The sequence below is a fragment of the Rhodococcus koreensis genome (genome assembly GCF_900105905.1).
GTDB classification, from domain to species: Bacteria; Actinomycetota; Actinomycetes; order Mycobacteriales; family Mycobacteriaceae; genus Rhodococcus_F; species Rhodococcus_F koreensis.
Genome location: NZ_FNSV01000001.1, coordinates 1 through 17,290, shown reverse-complemented (window position 1 = coordinate 17,290; position 17,290 = coordinate 1). Strand labels below are relative to the sequence as shown.

Annotated in this window: 19 protein-coding genes and 1 pseudogene; 8 read left to right on the top strand and 12 right to left on the bottom strand. The window is 62.4% G+C overall.

The genetic code is table 11. From position 1 onward, the window contains the following. Positions 1–45 precede the first annotated feature (45 nt). Positions 46–2,298: a PASTA domain-containing protein gene (locus BLV94_RS00090; protein WP_083395389.1), complete on the top strand. Its 2,253-nt coding sequence runs from the start codon at positions 46–48 to the stop codon at positions 2,296–2,298. A gap of 550 nt (positions 2,299–2,848) precedes the next feature. Here the strand turns inward: BLV94_RS00090 and BLV94_RS50140 are convergent. The 3 genes and pseudogenes from BLV94_RS50140 to BLV94_RS00080 form a co-directional block, all read right to left on the bottom strand. Then, complete coding sequence (locus BLV94_RS50140; RefSeq protein WP_244163387.1) at positions 2,849–3,190, bottom strand: hypothetical protein; 342 nt, start codon at positions 3,188–3,190, stop codon at positions 2,849–2,851. A gap of 51 nt (positions 3,191–3,241) precedes the next feature. Continuing rightward, a pseudogene (locus tag BLV94_RS51925) lies at positions 3,242–3,421 on the bottom strand (hypothetical protein); the annotation flags it as partial. A 288-nt stretch (positions 3,422–3,709) separates the two neighbouring features. Then, positions 3,710–4,273, bottom strand: a complete 564-nt coding sequence (locus BLV94_RS00080) for a hypothetical protein (RefSeq protein WP_072948836.1) — start codon at positions 4,271–4,273, stop codon at positions 3,710–3,712. Positions 4,274–5,156: 883 nt separating this feature from the next. On the opposite strand from BLV94_RS00080, the gene BLV94_RS00075 reads away from it, so the two are divergent. Continuing rightward, positions 5,157–5,960, top strand: coding sequence for a hypothetical protein (locus BLV94_RS00075; RefSeq protein WP_143051274.1), 804 nt, complete (start codon positions 5,157–5,159; stop codon positions 5,958–5,960). A 186-nt stretch (positions 5,961–6,146) separates the two neighbouring features. On the opposite strand, the gene BLV94_RS00070 is transcribed toward BLV94_RS00075, so the two are convergent. After that, on the bottom strand, positions 6,147–6,725 hold the full coding sequence (locus BLV94_RS00070; RefSeq protein ID WP_072948832.1) for a uracil-DNA glycosylase: 579 nt from the start codon (positions 6,723–6,725) through the stop codon (positions 6,147–6,149). A 923-nt stretch (positions 6,726–7,648) separates the two neighbouring features. On the opposite strand from BLV94_RS00070, the gene BLV94_RS00065 reads away from it, so the two are divergent. After that, a complete protein-coding gene (locus BLV94_RS00065; RefSeq protein WP_072948830.1) occupies positions 7,649–7,894 on the top strand; it encodes a hypothetical protein in 246 nt (81 codons plus the stop codon). Positions 7,895–7,945: 51 nt separating this feature from the next. Here the strand turns inward: BLV94_RS00065 and BLV94_RS00060 are convergent, their stop codons facing one another. Continuing rightward, on the bottom strand, positions 7,946–8,404 hold the full coding sequence (locus BLV94_RS00060) for a hypothetical protein (RefSeq protein WP_072948829.1): 459 nt from the start codon (positions 8,402–8,404) through the stop codon (positions 7,946–7,948). 72 nt (positions 8,405–8,476) lie between these two features. Between BLV94_RS00060 and BLV94_RS48225 the strand changes: the two genes are divergently transcribed. Then, complete coding sequence (locus tag BLV94_RS48225) at positions 8,477–8,674, top strand: hypothetical protein (protein ID WP_143051273.1); 198 nt, start codon at positions 8,477–8,479, stop codon at positions 8,672–8,674. Positions 8,675–9,158: 484 nt separating this feature from the next. Continuing rightward, positions 9,159–9,434, top strand: a complete 276-nt coding sequence (locus BLV94_RS00055) for a response regulator transcription factor (RefSeq protein WP_072948827.1) — start codon at positions 9,159–9,161, stop codon at positions 9,432–9,434. Between the two features lie 73 nt (positions 9,435–9,507). On the opposite strand, the gene BLV94_RS00050 is transcribed toward BLV94_RS00055, so the two are convergent. Beyond that, complete coding sequence (locus tag BLV94_RS00050) at positions 9,508–9,756, bottom strand: hypothetical protein (protein ID WP_072948825.1); 249 nt, start codon at positions 9,754–9,756, stop codon at positions 9,508–9,510. 209 nt (positions 9,757–9,965) lie between these two features. On the opposite strand from BLV94_RS00050, the gene BLV94_RS49845 reads away from it, so the two are divergent. Together BLV94_RS49845 and BLV94_RS00040 are read left to right on the top strand one after the other, a co-directional pair. Then, entirely contained in the window at positions 9,966–10,745 is a 780-nt protein-coding gene (locus BLV94_RS49845; protein ID WP_074933427.1) for a DUF2510 domain-containing protein, read from the top strand. Next, complete coding sequence (locus tag BLV94_RS00040; protein ID WP_074933424.1) at positions 10,694–10,969, top strand: hypothetical protein; 276 nt, start codon at positions 10,694–10,696, stop codon at positions 10,967–10,969. Before BLV94_RS49845 ends, BLV94_RS00040 begins: the two co-directional genes overlap by 52 nt. A 223-nt stretch (positions 10,970–11,192) precedes the next feature. Here the strand turns inward: BLV94_RS00040 and BLV94_RS00035 are convergent, their stop codons facing one another. Together BLV94_RS00035 and BLV94_RS00030 are read right to left on the bottom strand one after the other, a co-directional pair. Next, positions 11,193–12,350 (bottom strand): hypothetical protein, encoded by a 1,158-nt coding sequence (locus BLV94_RS00035; protein WP_167372083.1) that lies wholly within the window; start codon positions 12,348–12,350, stop codon positions 11,193–11,195. Next, positions 12,347–12,670: a hypothetical protein gene (locus tag BLV94_RS00030; RefSeq protein WP_072948819.1), complete on the bottom strand. Its 324-nt coding sequence runs from the start codon at positions 12,668–12,670 to the stop codon at positions 12,347–12,349. The genes BLV94_RS00035 and BLV94_RS00030 overlap by 4 nt, the downstream gene beginning before the upstream one ends. Positions 12,671–13,299: 629 nt before the next feature. Between BLV94_RS00030 and BLV94_RS49165 the strand changes: the two genes are divergently transcribed. After that, entirely contained in the window at positions 13,300–13,458 is a 159-nt protein-coding gene (locus BLV94_RS49165; RefSeq protein WP_167372082.1) for a hypothetical protein, read from the top strand. 11 nt (positions 13,459–13,469) lie between these two features. Here BLV94_RS49165 and BLV94_RS00020 read toward each other — a convergent pair whose 3' ends face one another. From BLV94_RS00020 to BLV94_RS00005, 4 genes are all read right to left on the bottom strand, one after another. Next, complete coding sequence (locus BLV94_RS00020; RefSeq protein WP_072948816.1) at positions 13,470–15,485, bottom strand: hypothetical protein; 2,016 nt, start codon at positions 15,483–15,485, stop codon at positions 13,470–13,472. Positions 15,486–15,676: 191 nt separating this feature from the next. Next, positions 15,677–16,099, bottom strand: a complete 423-nt coding sequence (locus tag BLV94_RS00015; protein ID WP_143051269.1) for a hypothetical protein — start codon at positions 16,097–16,099, stop codon at positions 15,677–15,679. Then, on the bottom strand, positions 16,096–16,473 hold the full coding sequence (locus BLV94_RS00010) for an Rv1352/Rv1906c domain-containing protein (RefSeq protein ID WP_074933418.1): 378 nt from the start codon (positions 16,471–16,473) through the stop codon (positions 16,096–16,098). Before BLV94_RS00010 ends, BLV94_RS00015 begins: the two co-directional genes overlap by 4 nt. Positions 16,474–16,489: 16 nt before the next feature. Beyond that, on the bottom strand, positions 16,490–17,182 hold the full coding sequence (locus BLV94_RS00005; protein ID WP_143051268.1) for an Rv1352/Rv1906c domain-containing protein: 693 nt from the start codon (positions 17,180–17,182) through the stop codon (positions 16,490–16,492). Positions 17,183–17,290 lie beyond the last annotated feature (108 nt).

Here is a 17,290-nt window from a genome sequence, read left to right as displayed (position 1 = left end):
GACCAGGGACCGAGCCTCGCAATGATTAACGGGTAGGGGGCACTAATGGCGATCGCAAGCTCTTCAATCCCAATAGACATACCGTGGCGACGCATCGCGTTCAGCCCGGACATGATGGACCGGGTCGCCTGCGACCGGACCCATCCGCTCCGATGGCGGTCGTCGGTCACGGTGTTCGAATACGAACCCCCAGCCGATGACCAGGGGATCGACGGCGTCATCATCAGCTACCTGAAGGTGTCCTGCTCGGTCACCGGCTACCAGCCGTATGGGGACGAGATCCAGATTCGGGATCGGGTCTCTCGGTCCGGCTGGGTGGAGGCGAACTTGGGTACAGACTTCGGTCAGTTTCTTGGAGCCGCTTTGACCTTGTCCTACCCGTGTTACGGGGCGATGCTCGAAGTTGTTGTTGCACCGCCGGAACCCGGTGACATCGAGTTCAAAGACTATCCATACTTCGTCGATTTCGATCCGAAGAAGCGCGAGATGTACGAGCAGGTGACCGACACCGGTGAAGTCATGTCCAGGTCACTCGACGATGTGAACGTCAGAAGAGGCCAGACGACGCTGCAGTCCCACGAGGTGAGGGACGAGGTATCAGTCGGCGCCACTGCGGAGGTCTTGGGCGTCGGGCTATCGGGCGGTGTGGAATCGACGACGACGGACCTCTCCGAGCGCAGGACGGAAAATGTTCGAACAACCGATGCAGCGCGGGAGAGCCGCGAGACGCTGTCGCACACGACACAGATGAGCCACATGTATCAGCTGCTCAACAGCTACCACGTCGGCACGAACCGGGCAGCGTTCTTCATCCAGCCCCGGCCGCACATGAACCAATCGGTGAACACCTTCGTCAACGGTCCACGCCAGATCGAAGGCATTCAGGACTTCATGCTCATCGTCGCGCGGCCCGCCGATCAAAAGCGGTTCTGCGTCGAGGCGTACCTCGAAACGGCTCACCTGAGCCGGATCCCGACCCGGACCCCCGACCGGCGACCCGGCACGCTGACCTTGGGAGCCGACGACTTCGGCCCGGGGGTCACCGAGCGCACCAGGATTGACGGCCTTAACTTTGAATACACCACAGTCCAAAAGGCGACTGTGAAGTTTCCCCCGGAGTCGGTTCCCGGCTACGAGGTCGACACGACCTTCGACGGGAAGGGCTACAAGATAGAAAGCTACAACGAACAGGGCGAGGTGTACCTGGAGTGGGATGTGCAACCGGAACAGGTGACCCTCAACGCCGAGATCACGTCGAGAACCCAAGCCGGTGTTACCCGAGACTCCGAGTCGCCCGCTTCGGTCGATCTCGCAGCAACCATCCATCTGATAGAGAAAGCGCCGGACGCCGAAAGGTACACCGATCATCTCTTTCTCACTGGCCGCTCGGTATGTAGCTGTGAACAGGAACCACCACTAGGCACTGTCATTTCCAGCAAAGGCCGCCTTGTTTACGAGAAGAAGCTGGTCGAAAGATTCTCGGAGGGCGGTAGGGTGCGGCCGGAGCTGTCGATCCGTGATGCCAACCGTTTGTCGGCGAGCATCCACCAGGAGATGGTGCAGTCGATCAACAGTCCTGACCGTTATCCGCGAAACACCGTCGACCTGCTCGATACCCAGCTGATCGCCGACGTGCTCGGAACGGCACTTCGTAGGACTGACAAGAAGCTCAATCCGCGTGTCGCCGACTGGTCCGGGGACGCCGCGGATCTTGCCCGCCGGGTGTCGCGATACGCGCCGCGGACGACGCGCGCGGCGCTGCTTGAGATACCGCTGCCGGAGCAGGTGGAGCGATTCGGACTCACGTTCGACGAAGCGATCTCGTTGCGCCGGGCTCTGGTGGACCTGCCCGCGCCGGAGGGCCCGCGGCCGCTGCCGGTGCCCACGCCGATCAAGGTTCCGCGGCTGACGGGCCGCCATCTGGACGCCGCACGGGCGACGTTGACCGACCTGGATCTCGATGTCGGCGCCATCACGGAGCAGGACAACTCCCTGGCCGCCGGCATGGTCGTCGCGCAGGACCCGGAGGCCGGAGACGCAGTGGAGCCGGGAACCCAAGTCGCGCTATCTATTTCGTCAGGACTCTCGGTTGTGCTGCCGGATGTGGTCGGTCATGGTCTAGCCGAGGCAATGTGTCGGCTTCTGGATTCCGGCGTCCAAGGCCACCCATCCGTGGAGGGGCCAACGGGGCCGGACACACGGGTCGCCGAACTCATACCTCAGGCGGGAACACCGATCACTCCACACGCACCGGTCACATTACGTATGCGGAAGATGCGAGAACGCCCAATCAAGTGAGATCCGCCGTGTCTCGGTGGTGTGCGGATCCCGCGGCCACAGAAGATCCCAATGCGAGGCTTGTCCGGGGACTGGACCAAGTCCGACAAGCACGCCCGAGTATGTAGGCCCCGTTTTCGACGTAGCGCCGCCGTCCGGTACGCCATCGCCGGTGTTGAAGCACGCGCCGTCGACGTCGCGCCCGTCGACGGCGTTGCATAGTTATGCGGCAGTGTCTTCTTTCATTCGTTCGTTTCGACGCACTGATTCCGTGAAACACATCAATCGACGCGGCGGTGGAGCTGCAAGCGGAAGCGATTCGAATGCAATCAATGCTGGTATTGCTTGCACTGCAGATGCCGGTCTATTGGGCGGCGCGGGGCCGATCATCTCGACGTGGCAGGGCCAGATGTCTCAAGCAAGCTTTTAGTCGATGGTGGGTGTTTCCACTGGGGCGGTGCCTCAGTAATGGCCGTTACTGGGGCACCGGACGGTGAGACACCGGAGGGGAACGGCGAGTGGATCACCTTGGGGTCCGGTGTCGGGGGCTCGACTGTAGGCTGATCGCCTGCTAGGCTCCCTCGGGCCCGGTGGCCGGCCACCACCGACCGTCTACGTCGACCGTGCATTCCGCAGCTTCCGCGTGATGACGAAGGTCCGGAGTGCGACCCTGCGCGTACGCCATCACGATCATCCGAGGCAACTCGATGTTGCTGATTCCCGGGTACTTCGACACCGCCTCGCGGATCTGTGTCGGGATCGAAATCCGCGCCCGCTGCATCTGATCGAGCATCGTGTCACGCTCGTACTCGGTAATCAGCCCCGCGGCGCACTGTGCCTCCGGTGACGCGCATCCGCCCAGCCCGACCTTGATCCACACCTGATCCTGATGCTCACGCGCGAGATCAGACATGCCGAACTCGTTGCTGATCGCACGGTTGTCCTTCCAAACCGTCCGCGCCAGCGTGCTCTTCGATATCTGGAGCTCGTCAGCCGCGTCGCGAACCGACATGCCCAACTCGTCCCGGCAAGCATGCGCGGCTACTACTAATAGTCGATCGCGAACTTCCGCCCATGCAGCGGCCTCTCGCGCCGCCAATTCGTATGCTGCCAAATCTGCCTCTGCGCGCTCTACCGAATTCATGTGTCCCACTGTAGGACACGGGCCTGATAGTTGTCCCACTGTGGGACGTATCGGAACTGTCCGTTTCTGAGCACAGATCCCGTGAGACACATCAACCGCGGTGGTGGGTGGGTGCCCAGTGAGGGCGATTCGAATGCAATCAATGATGGCATTGCTTGCATTGCAGATGTCGGTCTCGTGCCGGTCCCAAGAAGCGGAATGGCACGCTCAAGAATCCGCGGGGAGCCAACTCGCCAATCGCCAGCACTCCGCGGACAGGAACCCGGTCGAATGGTCCGTGGCTGGCCGCTAGCTAGTAGGGAGCTTCCACTCGATTTGCACGTCGCTTCCGCTCAGGTCTGACTGGTACCCGATTACGGTCGCGGTATTCGGAATATCCAGGGTCGCAAATCCGTCTGCACTCGAGTTCGCGGGGAGGTCGATGAAAGCGTTCTTGCCCGCGCCTGGACACGGGGTCGCGTCTGATGTGGTCAGATTGCGGGTGACCTTCCCGCTGGCGTCGACGTAGTAAAAGTCGGAGGGCCACAGCCATTCTGTGGACGTTTGGTTCCCGATGCTGACAGTGGCCGTCAGCTTTTGCTTGGTGATCTGCGTCCGGTCGGTGGTGTTGTTAGGACATCCCTTCGCCGATAGAGCGGTACCAGTGACCTCAAGAATGAGGGCACCGGACGGGCCGCGGACCGTTGCCGGTTCACCGAGAGCAACCTCGACGGCTCCCCGCTTGTTGAGCGCCGTCCCGTCGTCAGTCGCTGATGTCACGGGCACCGCTTCAGTGTCCGCGGTCGTGCTCGAGTTGCACCCAGTCAACGGCAGGAGTCCCAATACGGCGCCAGCGGCGAACATCTTCCTCATCGCTGAATAGAATCAGACGAATCCGACATGGCAGGCGGCGGGATGGAGCAAACCCACTGGGTCGCAACTAGATCCCATTGTCAATACGCTGCATGAATGAACTTCGTCTTATGCGACGACGCGTTCGAAGGCGACAAAACGCCCCACCCGCGAGACACGGGCGGGGGCCGGTATCGCGCGACTGCGTCGCATCGAGTAAATCGGCACGCGCAGGAGGTTCACGAGGTGGATCCAGCGCTGAAAGTTATCAAACAGTGATGTGTCTCAGAAACCCGTCTCAGGCTGAACTGCTCGATTGCGGGTGTAGGACGTTTCTGGGACAGTAATGTCCCTCGTGAGCGCCGTGGAGTTCCGATTCCTGCTGGCTCTTCCGGTTGGGTGGCGGCACAACGGGTGACCGTGAAGTTGTCTTGTGCGGACACCGATATTGGTTGGAACGGCTCTCCGGCTCGGCGTGGGCTACGCCGGCCAGCACTTCACCGATGTGGCTAAGCTCTACACCCCTTAGTCCAGTCCTGCTCACCCACTACCACCGCTGCGCACCCTCTGCTCGTTCACAGCGGCCCATCTGCCCTCTGGCGCACTGACCTGCACCCAAGCCTGAGAGGAAAATCTCCTTCGAGATGATCCCAGTATTTGTCGGCCATTCGGCTGCGTGACCTGGTTCGATGTCATGAATGACCAGCAAGGAGTACTCGACGTCTGCCCCTGGTCGGTGTCGGTGACCAACACCCACCTTGGTCGTCACCGAGGGGAGAGTCGGTGACCTGCCGGATTATCATTGACAGCCGCGTTGCGGACGTGCTGACCAGCGATAGGGCAGCCCGACCCGGTGGAGTACTAGGCAGCCGGACTAACCCTTCTCGCGAGAAAGACGCCCCACATGTCGAATCCGTACTACCCCCAGCAGCCGAAGCGGCGCCCTCAGGGGCCGCAACCGGGCCAGTTGGGGCAGCCCACGGCAGGTCAGCCACCTAAGCCGCCGAAGAAGCCGTTCACGCCGCCGTGGGCGCCTCGTGAACCTGATGCTCCAAAGCGGAACTGGCCGTGGATCGTCGGTGGCATCTTCGCCGTGCTGATCGTCACCTTGGGTGTCGCCGCGACGATGAACGACTACGATTCGCCTTCGGCCGCGGACGCCGCCCGGAACTCGACGACGGCTCGCCTCACCCCGATAGCCACCCGGACCATGACCCCGGAGGAAATCGCGGCGAACAACGCGCAGCAGGAGGAGATTCGGCGGCAGCAGCAGGAGCAGCAGGCCAAGCGGCAGGCGGCAATTGACGCAGAGAAGGCCCGGCTGGCGGCGATCGAGGCTGCGAAGTGGGATCGGACCACGTACGAGACGCTGGGCGACCGGGATTTCGCCCTGGTGATGAAGAACCCAGATGCGAACAAGGGCAGGAAGCTGGTGGTGTACGGGTATGTGACCCAGTTCGACTCGGTGACGGGCCCGGACCGGTTCAGGGCTGACACGATGGCTGCGCCTCAGGATTACAGCTTCCTGTACGACCACAACACCGTGGTCACCGGGACGGTTCCGCTGTTGGTGAATGTGGTGTCCGGGGACTTCGTGACCATGTATGTCGAGGTTTCTGGCTCGCACACGTACTCGACGACGCTGGGCGGGGAGACGACGGTACCGAAGCTGAATGCGCTGATGCTCGACGTCACCCGAACCAACTAGAACTTCGACCCCAGTAAGCATCGGCCCGCCGTTCGATCTGCTGGGAGGTCCCGGCGAGCAGCTGGCGCCGTTGCAGGGCGGCCCCGTTCAGCGAGACCGGGAATCGGTTGATGGCCGGGCGCCGCCTATTTTGCGGAGTCGTGCAGAGTTCAATCCGGTCTGTGCAATGCGTTGCTGGTGAACAGCTCAGAAAGGTGGCTGGTCAGGAGACAGGCTCCATGGGTCCCATGGGTCGCGGTCTCGACGGAGATGGGCTGCGGCATCGGCGAAGGACTCGTGCAGTTCGCGGGTGAACCGTTCGACCTGTTCGGGTGTCTTGGTCTCTGGATCGACAACTCGGGGGCTCAAATGCCATGAGTGAACTAGATGAACTTTGGATGTGTGAACCCATCCTGGTTCGACCTCAGGCGCCCCGCCGACCTCGACTGGTGTGTACTCGTCGAGTCGCGCCCATGCCTTCTTCGCGATGACACCGTGCAGCATGACAACCTCAAGGTTGGGCAGCATTGACAGAAGTTGAGATAGGGCTCGTGTTGCCGCCAGCTCATCCGCGCGAGTGCGGTCCTTCTTGTTTCCGTACAAGTTGGACCCGTACCAGGGGTAAGCGTTCCAGCTGAGAATGTCGCACGTGTCGATCTTGTATTCGGCGAGGAATGACTTGTGACGCGCGGCGGTCTCATCGGCGTTCTCGACGCACAGCATTCCGGATCCGCGAGGATTCCGGGGGTTCGTCATCGGCCCCGGATCCTGGAAGAGGGCGAGCATACGAGCGTTTGTGCCACCGAAAGTTGGGGCTACGTACGGAATGAACCGGTCAGGGTGTACTCGCCTCAACATGTCGACGAAATGGTTGATGGGCGCGACGTGCGGATCGTATCGCCGGCCCAGCAGATCTCTGGCATATGACTCGTCTGCACACCACTGCACCGGCTCGGCCCTTCCTGTGAAAACCCTGGTCCCGCAGCAATCTAGACTAGGTCGGTCGGCGACTGGCCTGAGCCACGGGAACCTATCATCGACGACTTGCTGCCCCCCGACATGTGAAGTGACACCTCCGATGTCCAATCGGACCAGGTAGTTGTCCACCCGTTGCTGCTGGAATGCCGGATCGGTGTGCCACTTATCCTGGCCATTTGATCGAGGATCGTCGTTCTCGGCGCGTGGCGTGTCATTGGAGTTGTTCACCGGCGGAGGTCCGGTCGGCGCCCTTCTTTGGGTGGGTTGGCGAGGGCGGGACCTGCGGCGATGACAGCGCCGTGAGTGCTGCCACTCTCATCTCGGCTCTGGCCGCGGCCCTTCAGATGCCCAACTTTCAACGGTCTGATCTGCGTGGATCAATGGAAGAGGTGTCGGAACTTATGGAAAACGGCAATCATCTTAGGTGCCTCGACGAGCCCATAGGCACGCTCACCCGCCCCATGGCGGCTTACTTCCGGTTTGTGCGCGGTTGGTGACGAGAATTCCTCTTCCCGCACCGTCTCCCGGGAAACCGCGCCTCAACGCGTTTTCGCTCGTGTCGGACTCACCGAGCCTGATGTGGATTCAGCGATCCGACGGAAAGAACGGTCGATCGGACGCTCGATGACATCCGAAGACCGCGCCGACCAGTTGCTGGCCGAACTGGCCGGAATCCTTGACGATGGCTCCTGAATGGCCGACGGAAGCCCTGACTCGAACGGACGATCCGCATGGACATCAATGAGCGGTTCTACGACGACAGCAACTTTCTGCCGATCGGATCGCCCATGCCACCCCCCAGCACTACCGGTGTACTACTCAACCAGCTGAAACTGGGAAGAGTCGACCGCAAGACGCAATCCGCAGCCATCGCTGAGTGGCTTCGAGATCACACGCCGTCGGCCGGTCTTGTCCGGAGTCTTCGCCGTCGTGGTTTCGGCGACCTCGTCGACGGAGGGAAGGACCCGCAACCATGAGGCGAACGGGCGATCGCGGGTTTGCACAGTGGCACGGGGCATTCGCGAAGGTCACATGTCGTCGACTTTGCGTCCTACACACCGATCAATCAGATCGGCTCGGAGGGGCTGGCCGTCCCCTGACGGATGCTGGGCTTCGACCTCCTCGGTGCACTTTTCCGTGAACATGTCCAGGCGTTGTTGTGGCGACATGTTAGAGGGGAAGAAGAATGCGTACATCAAGGCGCACACCACAAGGAACACGCCTCCTCCAACGACCTTGCCCGTTGTTCGATCGGTAGGTGGCTTCCAACTGGTCGAGATCCACACTCCACCGATAGCGGCAGCGATGTAGATGAGCTGCGCGACCACGCCGACAATGATCGCCGGGGTCGAGTAGCGGTCAATGCCGTGCTCAAGCAGGATGTAGTTCTGAGCGAAGATAAATGGCCAAAACAAGATGTGAAGAACGACCGAGATCGCGAGTAAGACGATCGCGCCGACGAGGATTGCGGCGATTAGCGCTGGCACGCGGCCTCGCCATCCGCAAACGATTCGCGCGTACATCCGTCCGGCACATTCGGCAATCCGAAAATGTGATAGTTGGCACCAACCGTCGAGAACATCGGCCTGGCATTGACGGTCGACGAGCAGGACAAAGACATCAAGGTGCTCAAAGTGTGCTCGCCGCTGCCAAGTAATGAGAGATCACGCGATGCAATGTACGGCATCAATCGCCGAATTCCTCAGTGGGGAAGCAGGTATCGAGAAGCGGCATCGAAAATTCATTCGTCTGAATGACTTGACATTTTCGTGGCTGTCGATCGACAGCCGACTCGCGGGGCACTGAAACGCACTTGTACCGCGCATGTTCTGGTGGGCAACGATTGCTTTCTGCCGGTCTCGTTCGCTCACTACGCCGTGACCGTCTGGGGTTGGAGGCGGTACCTCAAGCCGGAAGCGATCAGGATTCCACGTCTAACGGCTCATCGAGTCGGGGGCGGCTCCTGGCACTGGCGGCACTGATGCGTTGACCCTCAACCTCGGTCGGATGGACCATCACACCGAAGAACCACTCCTGGTTCTGGCAGGCTTCCGACGGAACCAAGCTCCGTCAGGTGCGTCCGCAACCACAGGGTCCGATAAAACAGGCTTCAGATACGGTTTGTTCACCGCGGAAACAACGAGCTCGTTGTCGCGGACCGATCGTATTACGGGGTGCTGGCTCCGGACGAGCAGAGCTCGACCGGGTGTAGTCATTGCAGCTCGAGAAGGTGAGATCGCTATGAGTTCCGGTCCCGGGGCCCTGCCTGACTCCGTCATGGGGCCGCAGCGGCGGCCCGCACTGTCGCCGCGCGAGGTGGAAATTCTTCGTCTGTGGCTGCGCAGCGAATCGAAGAACGTGGCCGCCTCCGAACTGGGAATCAGTTTGGGCACGATCCAAACCCACCTGGCCAGGATCCGGGCGAAGTACGCCGCCGTCGGGCGTCCCGTTGCCGACAAGTCCGGATTGCTGGTCCGGGCGCTGCAGGACGGGCTGGTGTCGCTCGACGAGCTCTGACGCCCAGATCATCTGCTGTTTCAACCGGAATCCGGCGATTGGGCGGTATTCGACGGCTCTGCCGGTGCCTCGTCTACGACCGCGGGGTCCCGATCTGATCATGAAGTCGTGCTGCTCGGGCATTCTCGTGAGCGACGATTGCCTCCTGCCACTCCCGATCGGTCACGGCGAGGTGATCGCGGGCAACTGGAGGCGGAACCCCGAGTTGCGTGGCGATGTGCGCCCACGACGTGCCCGCCTTGAGGGCCTCGATCACCGCTCGGGTGAGGAGATCGTCGGTCTGGACGCCACCGGAGACGGCGTCGGCGCTGTCAGCGTCCACGCGAAGGCTTCCGGCTCTGGCGTGCTCGATGTATGTGGGTTGGGTTTTGCATCCAGAAGACTCTAACGGTCGAAATTGAATAGTGATATAGGGCGCCGGGTGGGTTCGTTGACGCGGCATCTGGTCAGCTGCGCGGGTTCGTGAGGTCAAGTGCGGCTACCCGAAATGCTGATGCAGGGCATGCTCGGGCCGTCTGGTTTGATACCGGCATGACGACACCGACGCCCCAGCCGGGCTGGCATCCCGATCCGGAGGGCAAACCCCAGCTTCGCTGGTGGGACGGGCAGCAATGGACTGCAGCAACCCAGCCGCTTCCTGCGCATCCGGGGACGGTTACCCCGCCACCGAGTGGGTTCGACCCGAGGACCAACGAGAGCAGCAACCCCACCTTCTCGGCGCGGTCGTACCCCGATCTCGCCCGCGATGCGTCCTCCACGTCAGTTCGCAACGGTTTCGGGGTCACCGCCCTCGTTCTGGCCATCGTCGGAGTGGTTTTCGGACTGGTTCCCCTGACCGGGTTCATCGCGCTCATCCTGGGGCTGTTGTCTGTTCTGTTCGGGCTGCTGGGATTTGGTCGAGTCCGGAAGAGGCTCGCGACGAATAAGATCATGACCCTCGCAGGCACAGGACTCGGAGTCGTGGCAGTGGCACTCGGAATCTGGGGGATGACGATCTTTTTCGGTGCCGTCGACGAGTTGGATCAGAAGCTGGACAACCTCGGGGATTCGGCATCCACTGTCACCGGGGAAGCACCCGCACCCGACGCCGAAGCGGCTCCCGGTAGCCGGGAGAACCCGCTGCACCCGGGCCAGGCACTGACCCTGCCGGGATGGGACATCACGATCCATTCCACCACCCGGGACGCGACGGACGCGGTCCTCGCAGAGAACCAGTTCAACGACCCCCGGTCGCCGGCCGTCAGTTCGTCATGGCGGATGTGTCGGCCACCTACACCGGTGCCGAGACCGGCACTCCGTGGATTGATCTGAACTTCCGGATCCTTGGTTCATCGAACAACGTCTTCGGTAGCGCATCGGCCGATTCCTGCGGCGTTATTCCGAACGCCCTCCGCGACACCGGCGAGTTGTATCCGCGCGGAACATCACGCGGAAACGTCTGTGTCTCCGTGCCCGCGGAGCAGCTCCCCGGTGCCAATTGGATCGTCGAAGCGTCGTTCAGCGGTGACGACGAAGTGTTCGTCTCGTTGGAATGACCAACGCTCACGCGTTCACCACGCGGTCCGGGTTCAGCTGATATGCACAGTTCGATCTACATGCGGGGCCTGTCTTTTCGGGCCCTTCTGGGAGGTTCCGCGCGATTTGACGCGACGACGGGGCCGCTTGTATTTTTCGAGGTGAATCACTTCCTTCCAGAGGGATTCCGCGTCAGGCTCCTCAGTGCACTGGGGAGCCTGACGCATTCCGTACGGGCACTTTTCACGTGAGGTGAGTGGTACCCGGCCTGGAGGTGGCCTCTGGGCTTGAGATGTCGAGCGCGGCCTGAGCGAGTTGGCGGCAGTGTGACGGCTTGTAGGCGGACTGTCGTTTGCGCATCAGGTCGAGATTGAATGCTGCCGCCGCTGCCCGGACATGCTTCGACTTCAGGACCGACCGCAGATCGCGGATGTCGTTGACGGCCAGGCATTGCTCGAAGGCGCCGCCCGACTTGTGACCATGGTCGTCGTCGAACATCGTTCCGCGGGCGGCGAGGAGAACACGGCCCCACTTGCCGGAGGGCAGGTGACGTTTGTCCACGAACATTCGGGCGTGAATCTCACTGTGGTCGTTGTCGGAGACGGCGATGAAGAAGGTCTCCAGCGTAGCCATGGAGATGCAGAAGATTCGGGTGCGGTTGGAGCTGGGGAAACAGCTCACGGTCCAAAAGGTGGCCTCGGTGCGGCGTGGGAACGGAATGCAGGAAGCGGCGTATGTGCTGAGGACCTCGATGATCTCGGCGTAGCGCGGGTGCCGGCGGAGCCGTTGGAAGTCGCCTTCGTGGGCGGCGAGTTGACTGTGACCGAGTTCGACCAGGGCGGACTCGTCGAGCGCATTGATCCCAGCTGGATCATGCAGCCATGCTTGCTGCTCCTGCTCGCTGATCAAGACATCGAGCGTCGAGGGCCCCACATGCCCGCTGGCGTGTTCCCGGTTGCGGACGGTCAGGCCGGCGGTTTGGGCATCGCGGACGAGCCGCCGCTCCATGGTCCGACGTTCCGCTTCATTCCCGGGATGCGGTAGGAAGCGGAAGGTCAGGGCGTCAGGGTGCTTCTTGCGGTGTTGGGGCAGTCGTTCGGCCACATCTTTGCCGATTCCGATATACACGTCATGGTTAACGCACTCGAACACATAGAGACCGCACCGATCGGCGGGATACTCGCTCTTGAACAGCTTCAACCCATCGCGGTCGAAGGGAAACGCGGCGACGCCGAAACCACGACCGATCGCCCACTGTGCCACACACTCGTCACCCGCCCAATCGGCTGAGAGGTCATCGGCAGACAGGTCTGATGGTGGCCTGGACGCAGCGCGCCCTGCGGCAGGAGTGTGAGCCGGCTGGCGGGACAGTAGAGACGTCAATGTCGAAGGCCGCCTCATTTCTTCCGCCGCTCGGAAGCAATCTTCTGCGCTCGTTCGGTCCGCAAGTCGGCTTTGGTGAACTGGTCGAACGGGCCCGAGTCGTCGCGCTCGCCGTTGATCACACCCTGCTTGCGGAGCCGGTTGGAGACCGTCTGTAACGACAGTCCGGAAGCGTCCGCAATCTGATCCCACGACCACCCTTCGAGGTAGACTCCCTTCAGGAGCGGGTCGATGTCGGCCTCCACTTTGGCAAGTTCGGCTCGCAACTCGCGCCGGCGGGCCCCGATTTCGGCCAGCTGATCCAGTCTTTTGCGGTCAATCCGCTTGCGCGTGGTCATCGCTATAACTTAGACGAGGCCCTCAGCATGTAGAGGAATGATCAGGCGCATGTATATCGCGTGAATGACACTGAGCCGAAGAGTAATTGAGTGTATGAGTTCTCCACACGTCCTTCGAGCAGCCGACATTCAGTCGGTCTACATGCGTGCGAGGCCGTGCTTCGGCTTCGGCCATTCGGGGGCATCTTTCAGGTACGCCGGACGTCAGTCATGTCCCAGCCTTCCAGGCTGACGACGTTCGCCGTACTGAGATAGACGACGTCCATATCGCCAACCTCGCTTCTTCGCAGCGGCGGCGGCCCGCTCGTCCGCTTCGATCTCGGCGTCGATGGACGCCATCAGAGGGCGAAGGCTCGCGGGTGGTTCGAGGGACCGAAATCTCTCGCTCGCGGCCCTCGATCGCTTGATGCAGCGGCCGTGCACGTATGCGAGAACGCAGGAGATGAGACAGCAGAAGTAACCTCCCCCACCAACCACCAGTTCGATTGATGCCCGATGAAGAGCTCGAGCAGCGTAAGGATCATTAAGCTGACGGTGAGGATCGCGAATAACAGGATCCACCTCAGGATCTTGTGGGCCTTGTCCTGCCAGTGCCCGCTCTCGGAGTGATGGAACTTCAAATTCAAGGCGTGAACTTCGAGGTCCCGCTGGAACTTCTCGGCTCCGAAAATAAGCCGTTCCCAATGATCGTCGTCATCGTGCATGGTGTTTCCTTCGGCGTGTGCCTGCGGGAGCCCTGTCGAGGCCCGCTGTGCCGTGATGACAGTGCGGGCCTCGACGTGGTCTGAGCCGACTGTGGCTACTCGAGCGAGGCGTCGACTTCGGCGGCGGCTGCCTCGACGACCGTGAGCAGGTCGGATACGAAGCTGTTGTCGTTCGATGCTTCCGGTACGAAGCGATCGAAGATGTCGTGGGCGATATGGTTCGCCCGCTGGCGGGTGGAACCGGACCCGTACAGGTCGTAGCTGCGTTCCCACTCCGGCTGAGCCGCGGTAGATAACCGTCCGCTGATCGGAGCGTTCAGCCCGCGGGCCACGCCCTGCGCGAGTTGGTTGACGATGGCGGTGTGTTCGGCGTCGTCCGGGCGGTGGCCGTTCCAGCCCCGCGGCGATTCGAGCTGACGGTAGAGCTCCTCCTTGACGAACTCCCGCAGCTCCGCCGACGGCCGGAGGGTGTCGTATTGATCGTCACTGGCCTCGGCGAAGCGTTTGTTGAGCGCCTTGATCCGTGTCCAATGTTCCCGGGCGACAGCACGCGATGTTTTCAGTCCGAGGATCGCGTCCCAGCGGTGGTGGAACTTCTCGACGGCAGCAACGACGGCCTGATGAAGCTCGTCCTTACGGTAGATCGGCCGGGCCGGGCCCAGGTCGGGTCGTTCGCCGGTCTTCTCGATCACGTCGAGGAGCTTGCGGAAGGACTTGATCGTGAAGAGGCCTTCACGGTCGCTGGGGTCGAGCGGTTTGTCGATGCGTGAGAGGTAGACCGTGGCGTTGTCGAGTCGCCGGCGAAGTGCCTGCTCGTCCCGCTGATGGAGATCGGTACGGATGGCGGCCAGCAGGTTGTTGGCGCTGCCGCGCACGTGATCGGCCCGGTCTCTCGGGGTGGCGAGGTTGTCGCCGGTGACCTCGTCGAAGTGGGTGAAGCAGAACACGAGCTTGTCGACGTTGCCGGAGATGAGAATCGACCGGATCGCGGCGGCGGGAGCGGCCTGCATCGGTTGGGCGGCGTTGTCGACCAGCAGTACCACGTCGACGGTGTTGATGCGTTCCGACACCGCCATCGACAGGGCCGCCGCTGACGTCGGGGTGTGACCGAGGCCTTCCCCGTCGATGAGGACCAGCGGGGGGACTGCACCATCGTTCCAGGCGGGCGCGAACGGTCCGGCCACGCGGATGCCGTCCACCAGAGGGGAGAGCAGGTGCCCGAACAGGGGCGCATAGTTTGAGGAGAAGCGGTTGACGGCCCGCAGGAACGCGGTTCGGTCGTCGCTCTTCCAGGTCCAGCTCAGCGGCCAGCCGTTGTCGCCCCGGTCGACCTGACCGATCGACAGCGCACGAAACCGCTTGTCGATCTCGAGGAGCAGCGCATCGGTGATCTGATCGAATCGTGGATCTGCCCTGAGCAGACGATCCAACTCCTCCTCGAGCAGGTCCTTCAGTTCCTTTTCCTCGTCGACGCCGTCAACGCCGAGTTCGCGTCGTGCAGTATCGCTGTGTGTTGCGACAAGCGTCTGCAGCGTGTCGATGGCTTGATCGACGACAGCCTCCGTTTCGGCGAGGTCGATCGTGGGGAGTGCTTGCGGGTCGGCGCCGAAGGTCTCGGATCCGGCATCGGTCAATGCTGGGCCGGGCTCGTCGAAGATATCGAAGGGGTCGTTCTCGACCACATCCTCCTCCTGATCGGAAGCGGGCTCCTGGCGCCGGCCCAGAACATAGCTGAAGCGGAACCGTTGCTGCTCGTGATCGAGGAGGTGCTCGCGGACCCGAGAGCGGTCGAGCCCGTTGAGGATCGACACTGCCGCACGGCTCGCACATTCTTCGAGGTGGCGGACGACTTCGTCGCGGGAAAAGAACGTGATGACGGCCTGGAAGGGGCCGGGAGCGAGCACGATCTCGGTGTCCGACACGGTGGTCTTCGCGGTGGAAGTGGACGGGAATCGGTCGTTGTCCGGATCGGTGCCGAGCAGTTGGCGAACGACGGTGGTCTTGCCGGCGCCGGTGGTCCCGAGCAGCAGGATCTGCCGATAGCCGTCATCTCGGGTGGGCAGGGGGAGATAGTTCTCGCGAACCGCGGCGGTATGTCCGGATAGGGCCATGTGGCTCTCCTGAGGGAGTAGGGGTAGAGGGGTCTTGTCAGCTCGAGGCCAGCGTTCCGTGTGCCGGCGGGGGAGCGGCGCTCCTGCGTACGGTCGAAATTACCTGGCGTGGACGGTAAGACCACTGGTCTCCGCGACCCCGCTCGTGGAGTCGCGTTTGCCGGCGGTCGTCGCGCCTCGACAGCAACCGGTCACAGGGGGCCCTGCGGGTTCTGCGGATATCCGTAGATTCCATAGGGATCACCGGCGAGGAATGCCTGGTTCTGCATGTCGGCGCGGGCCGCGATCCGCGCCCGTTCCTGCTCGGCCAGCGCTTGCCGGTGCTGCCATTTCCGGAACGCCTTCACTCCGATCCAGATGGCGAGCACCATCAGCACCACCCACCAGAACTTGATCAGCAATCCGATCGCGAACAGGACGGCGATGCCGGTCAGGATCGGATGACTGGTGCGGCGCGGCGACCGCCGATACCCCTGGTGGATGTTGTTCTGAATGATGTTGATCTGCCCGTGGTTCGGGCCGAAGTACATGTTCCCCATGACGCTCTCTTCTCTGGAGGAAAGACGGAACGCCGCCCCCGGCACCGGAAGGTCGGGGCGGCGGGTGGTGGTCACGAGCCGAACGGTGACCAGGGCACAGACGCCGGAGCCGGAGCCGGAGCAGCCGGAGCCGGAGCTGACTGCCGCACCCAGGTGCCGCACCCGTCGGTGCTGAAGCCGACGTCACTGGACTTGATCGTCACGGCGGCCGGTCCGTCCTCGATGAAGTCATTCGCGATGAGTTCGTCGAAATCGCCGCTGAGTCCGGACTGCCGCTCCCAATAGCAGTAGTCCCCACCGCCGCCGGTGTAATACGTCCCCGGTTCGATGTCGATGCCGACACGGTAGACGCCGTCCCCGTCGATCACGGCGGCCGGCGCTGCCCAGGCAGCATTGGCCCCGGCAAGGAGGAGGCCGCCAACAGCGAGCGCCGCAACAGTGGTGTTCACGAGGTTTCCGCATTCATTACTCCTGGAGTTCAAGTGTTGACGGGTCTTCCCGTCCGGAAAGTCCGTGCTCGCAGGTGAGCCGGACAGAATGACAGAAGGGTCCGACAAAGATGCTCGGATCGATCCTGGTCAGCTCATCCGCTGCCAGCTGCCGCAGCGTTTGTGGTGAACGCGACGTCGGAGGCCGCGATCGTGACGATCGCCTGACCGCTTTCGTTTCCGTTCGCGAGAATGTCGTCGAAGTCGCCGGATGTGCCACTGGAGCGTTGCCAGTAGCACCCGCTCCCGCCGATGTCTGATAGGTGCCCGGCTCGATGTCCTTACCCACCAGGTAGATCCCGTCCTTGGTGATCTTCGACCGTGCCGCTGCCTGCTCCTTGGGCAGCAGAGCCTGCTCACGCCGTCCCAGATCGGCGGAGATTTTGTCGAGTTCGGCCTGCCGGGTATCGAGCCCGTCGGATCGCAGCGACAGGGAGTCCTCCTTCTGCGCGGTATCGGTGTCGCGCTGCGCCACCTCGGCCTCACGCTGCTCGAGTGCCGCCGTCCGCTCGGCAAGGACGTCTCGCTCGGTGGCCTTGGCCACTGCGGTACCGAGCGCGGCGCCGACGACTACCGCCACCACCACGGCGGTGATCCACCGCCACCTCTTCGGTGTAGCAGGGGAGGCGGTCGGGTCCTGCTCCGGAACCGGCAGGTTCATGTCATTCATCGTTCATCCTCAGTGCTCTGTCGAGACTGCGAGCCTGACGGCCCGTTCGTCGCCCCAATGAGGAGCCGCACAGCATGACAGAACCCACTGACAAGTTCCGGCCAGCGG

Bases quoted from the DNA above. Each gene is read 5' to 3' on its own strand.
- BLV94_RS00090 (WP_083395389.1), top strand. From the start codon at position 46: ATGGCGATCGCAAGCTCTTCAATCCCAATAGACATACCGTGGCGACGC.
- BLV94_RS50140 (WP_244163387.1), bottom strand. From the start codon at position 3,190: ATGTCTGATCTCGCGCGTGAGCATCAGGATCAGGTGTGGATCAAGGTC.
- BLV94_RS00080 (WP_072948836.1), bottom strand. From the start codon at position 4,273: ATGAGGAAGATGTTCGCCGCTGGCGCCGTATTGGGACTCCTGCCGTTG.
- BLV94_RS00075 (WP_143051274.1), top strand. From the start codon at position 5,157: ATGTCGAATCCGTACTACCCCCAGCAGCCGAAGCGGCGCCCTCAGGGG.
- BLV94_RS00070 (WP_072948832.1), bottom strand. From the start codon at position 6,725: ATGCTCGCCCTCTTCCAGGATCCGGGGCCGATGACGAACCCCCGGAAT.
- BLV94_RS00065 (WP_072948830.1), top strand. From the start codon at position 7,649: ATGGACATCAATGAGCGGTTCTACGACGACAGCAACTTTCTGCCGATC.
- BLV94_RS00055 (WP_072948827.1), top strand. From the start codon at position 9,159: ATGAGTTCCGGTCCCGGGGCCCTGCCTGACTCCGTCATGGGGCCGCAG.
- BLV94_RS49845 (WP_074933427.1), top strand. From the start codon at position 9,966: ATGACGACACCGACGCCCCAGCCGGGCTGGCATCCCGATCCGGAGGGC.
- BLV94_RS00035 (WP_167372083.1), bottom strand. From the start codon at position 12,350: ATGAGGCGGCCTTCGACATTGACGTCTCTACTGTCCCGCCAGCCGGCT.
- BLV94_RS00030 (WP_072948819.1), bottom strand. From the start codon at position 12,670: ATGACCACGCGCAAGCGGATTGACCGCAAAAGACTGGATCAGCTGGCC.
- BLV94_RS00020 (WP_072948816.1), bottom strand. From the start codon at position 15,485: ATGGCCCTATCCGGACATACCGCCGCGGTTCGCGAGAACTATCTCCCC.
- BLV94_RS00005 (WP_143051268.1), bottom strand. From the start codon at position 17,182: ATGAATGACATGAACCTGCCGGTTCCGGAGCAGGACCCGACCGCCTCC.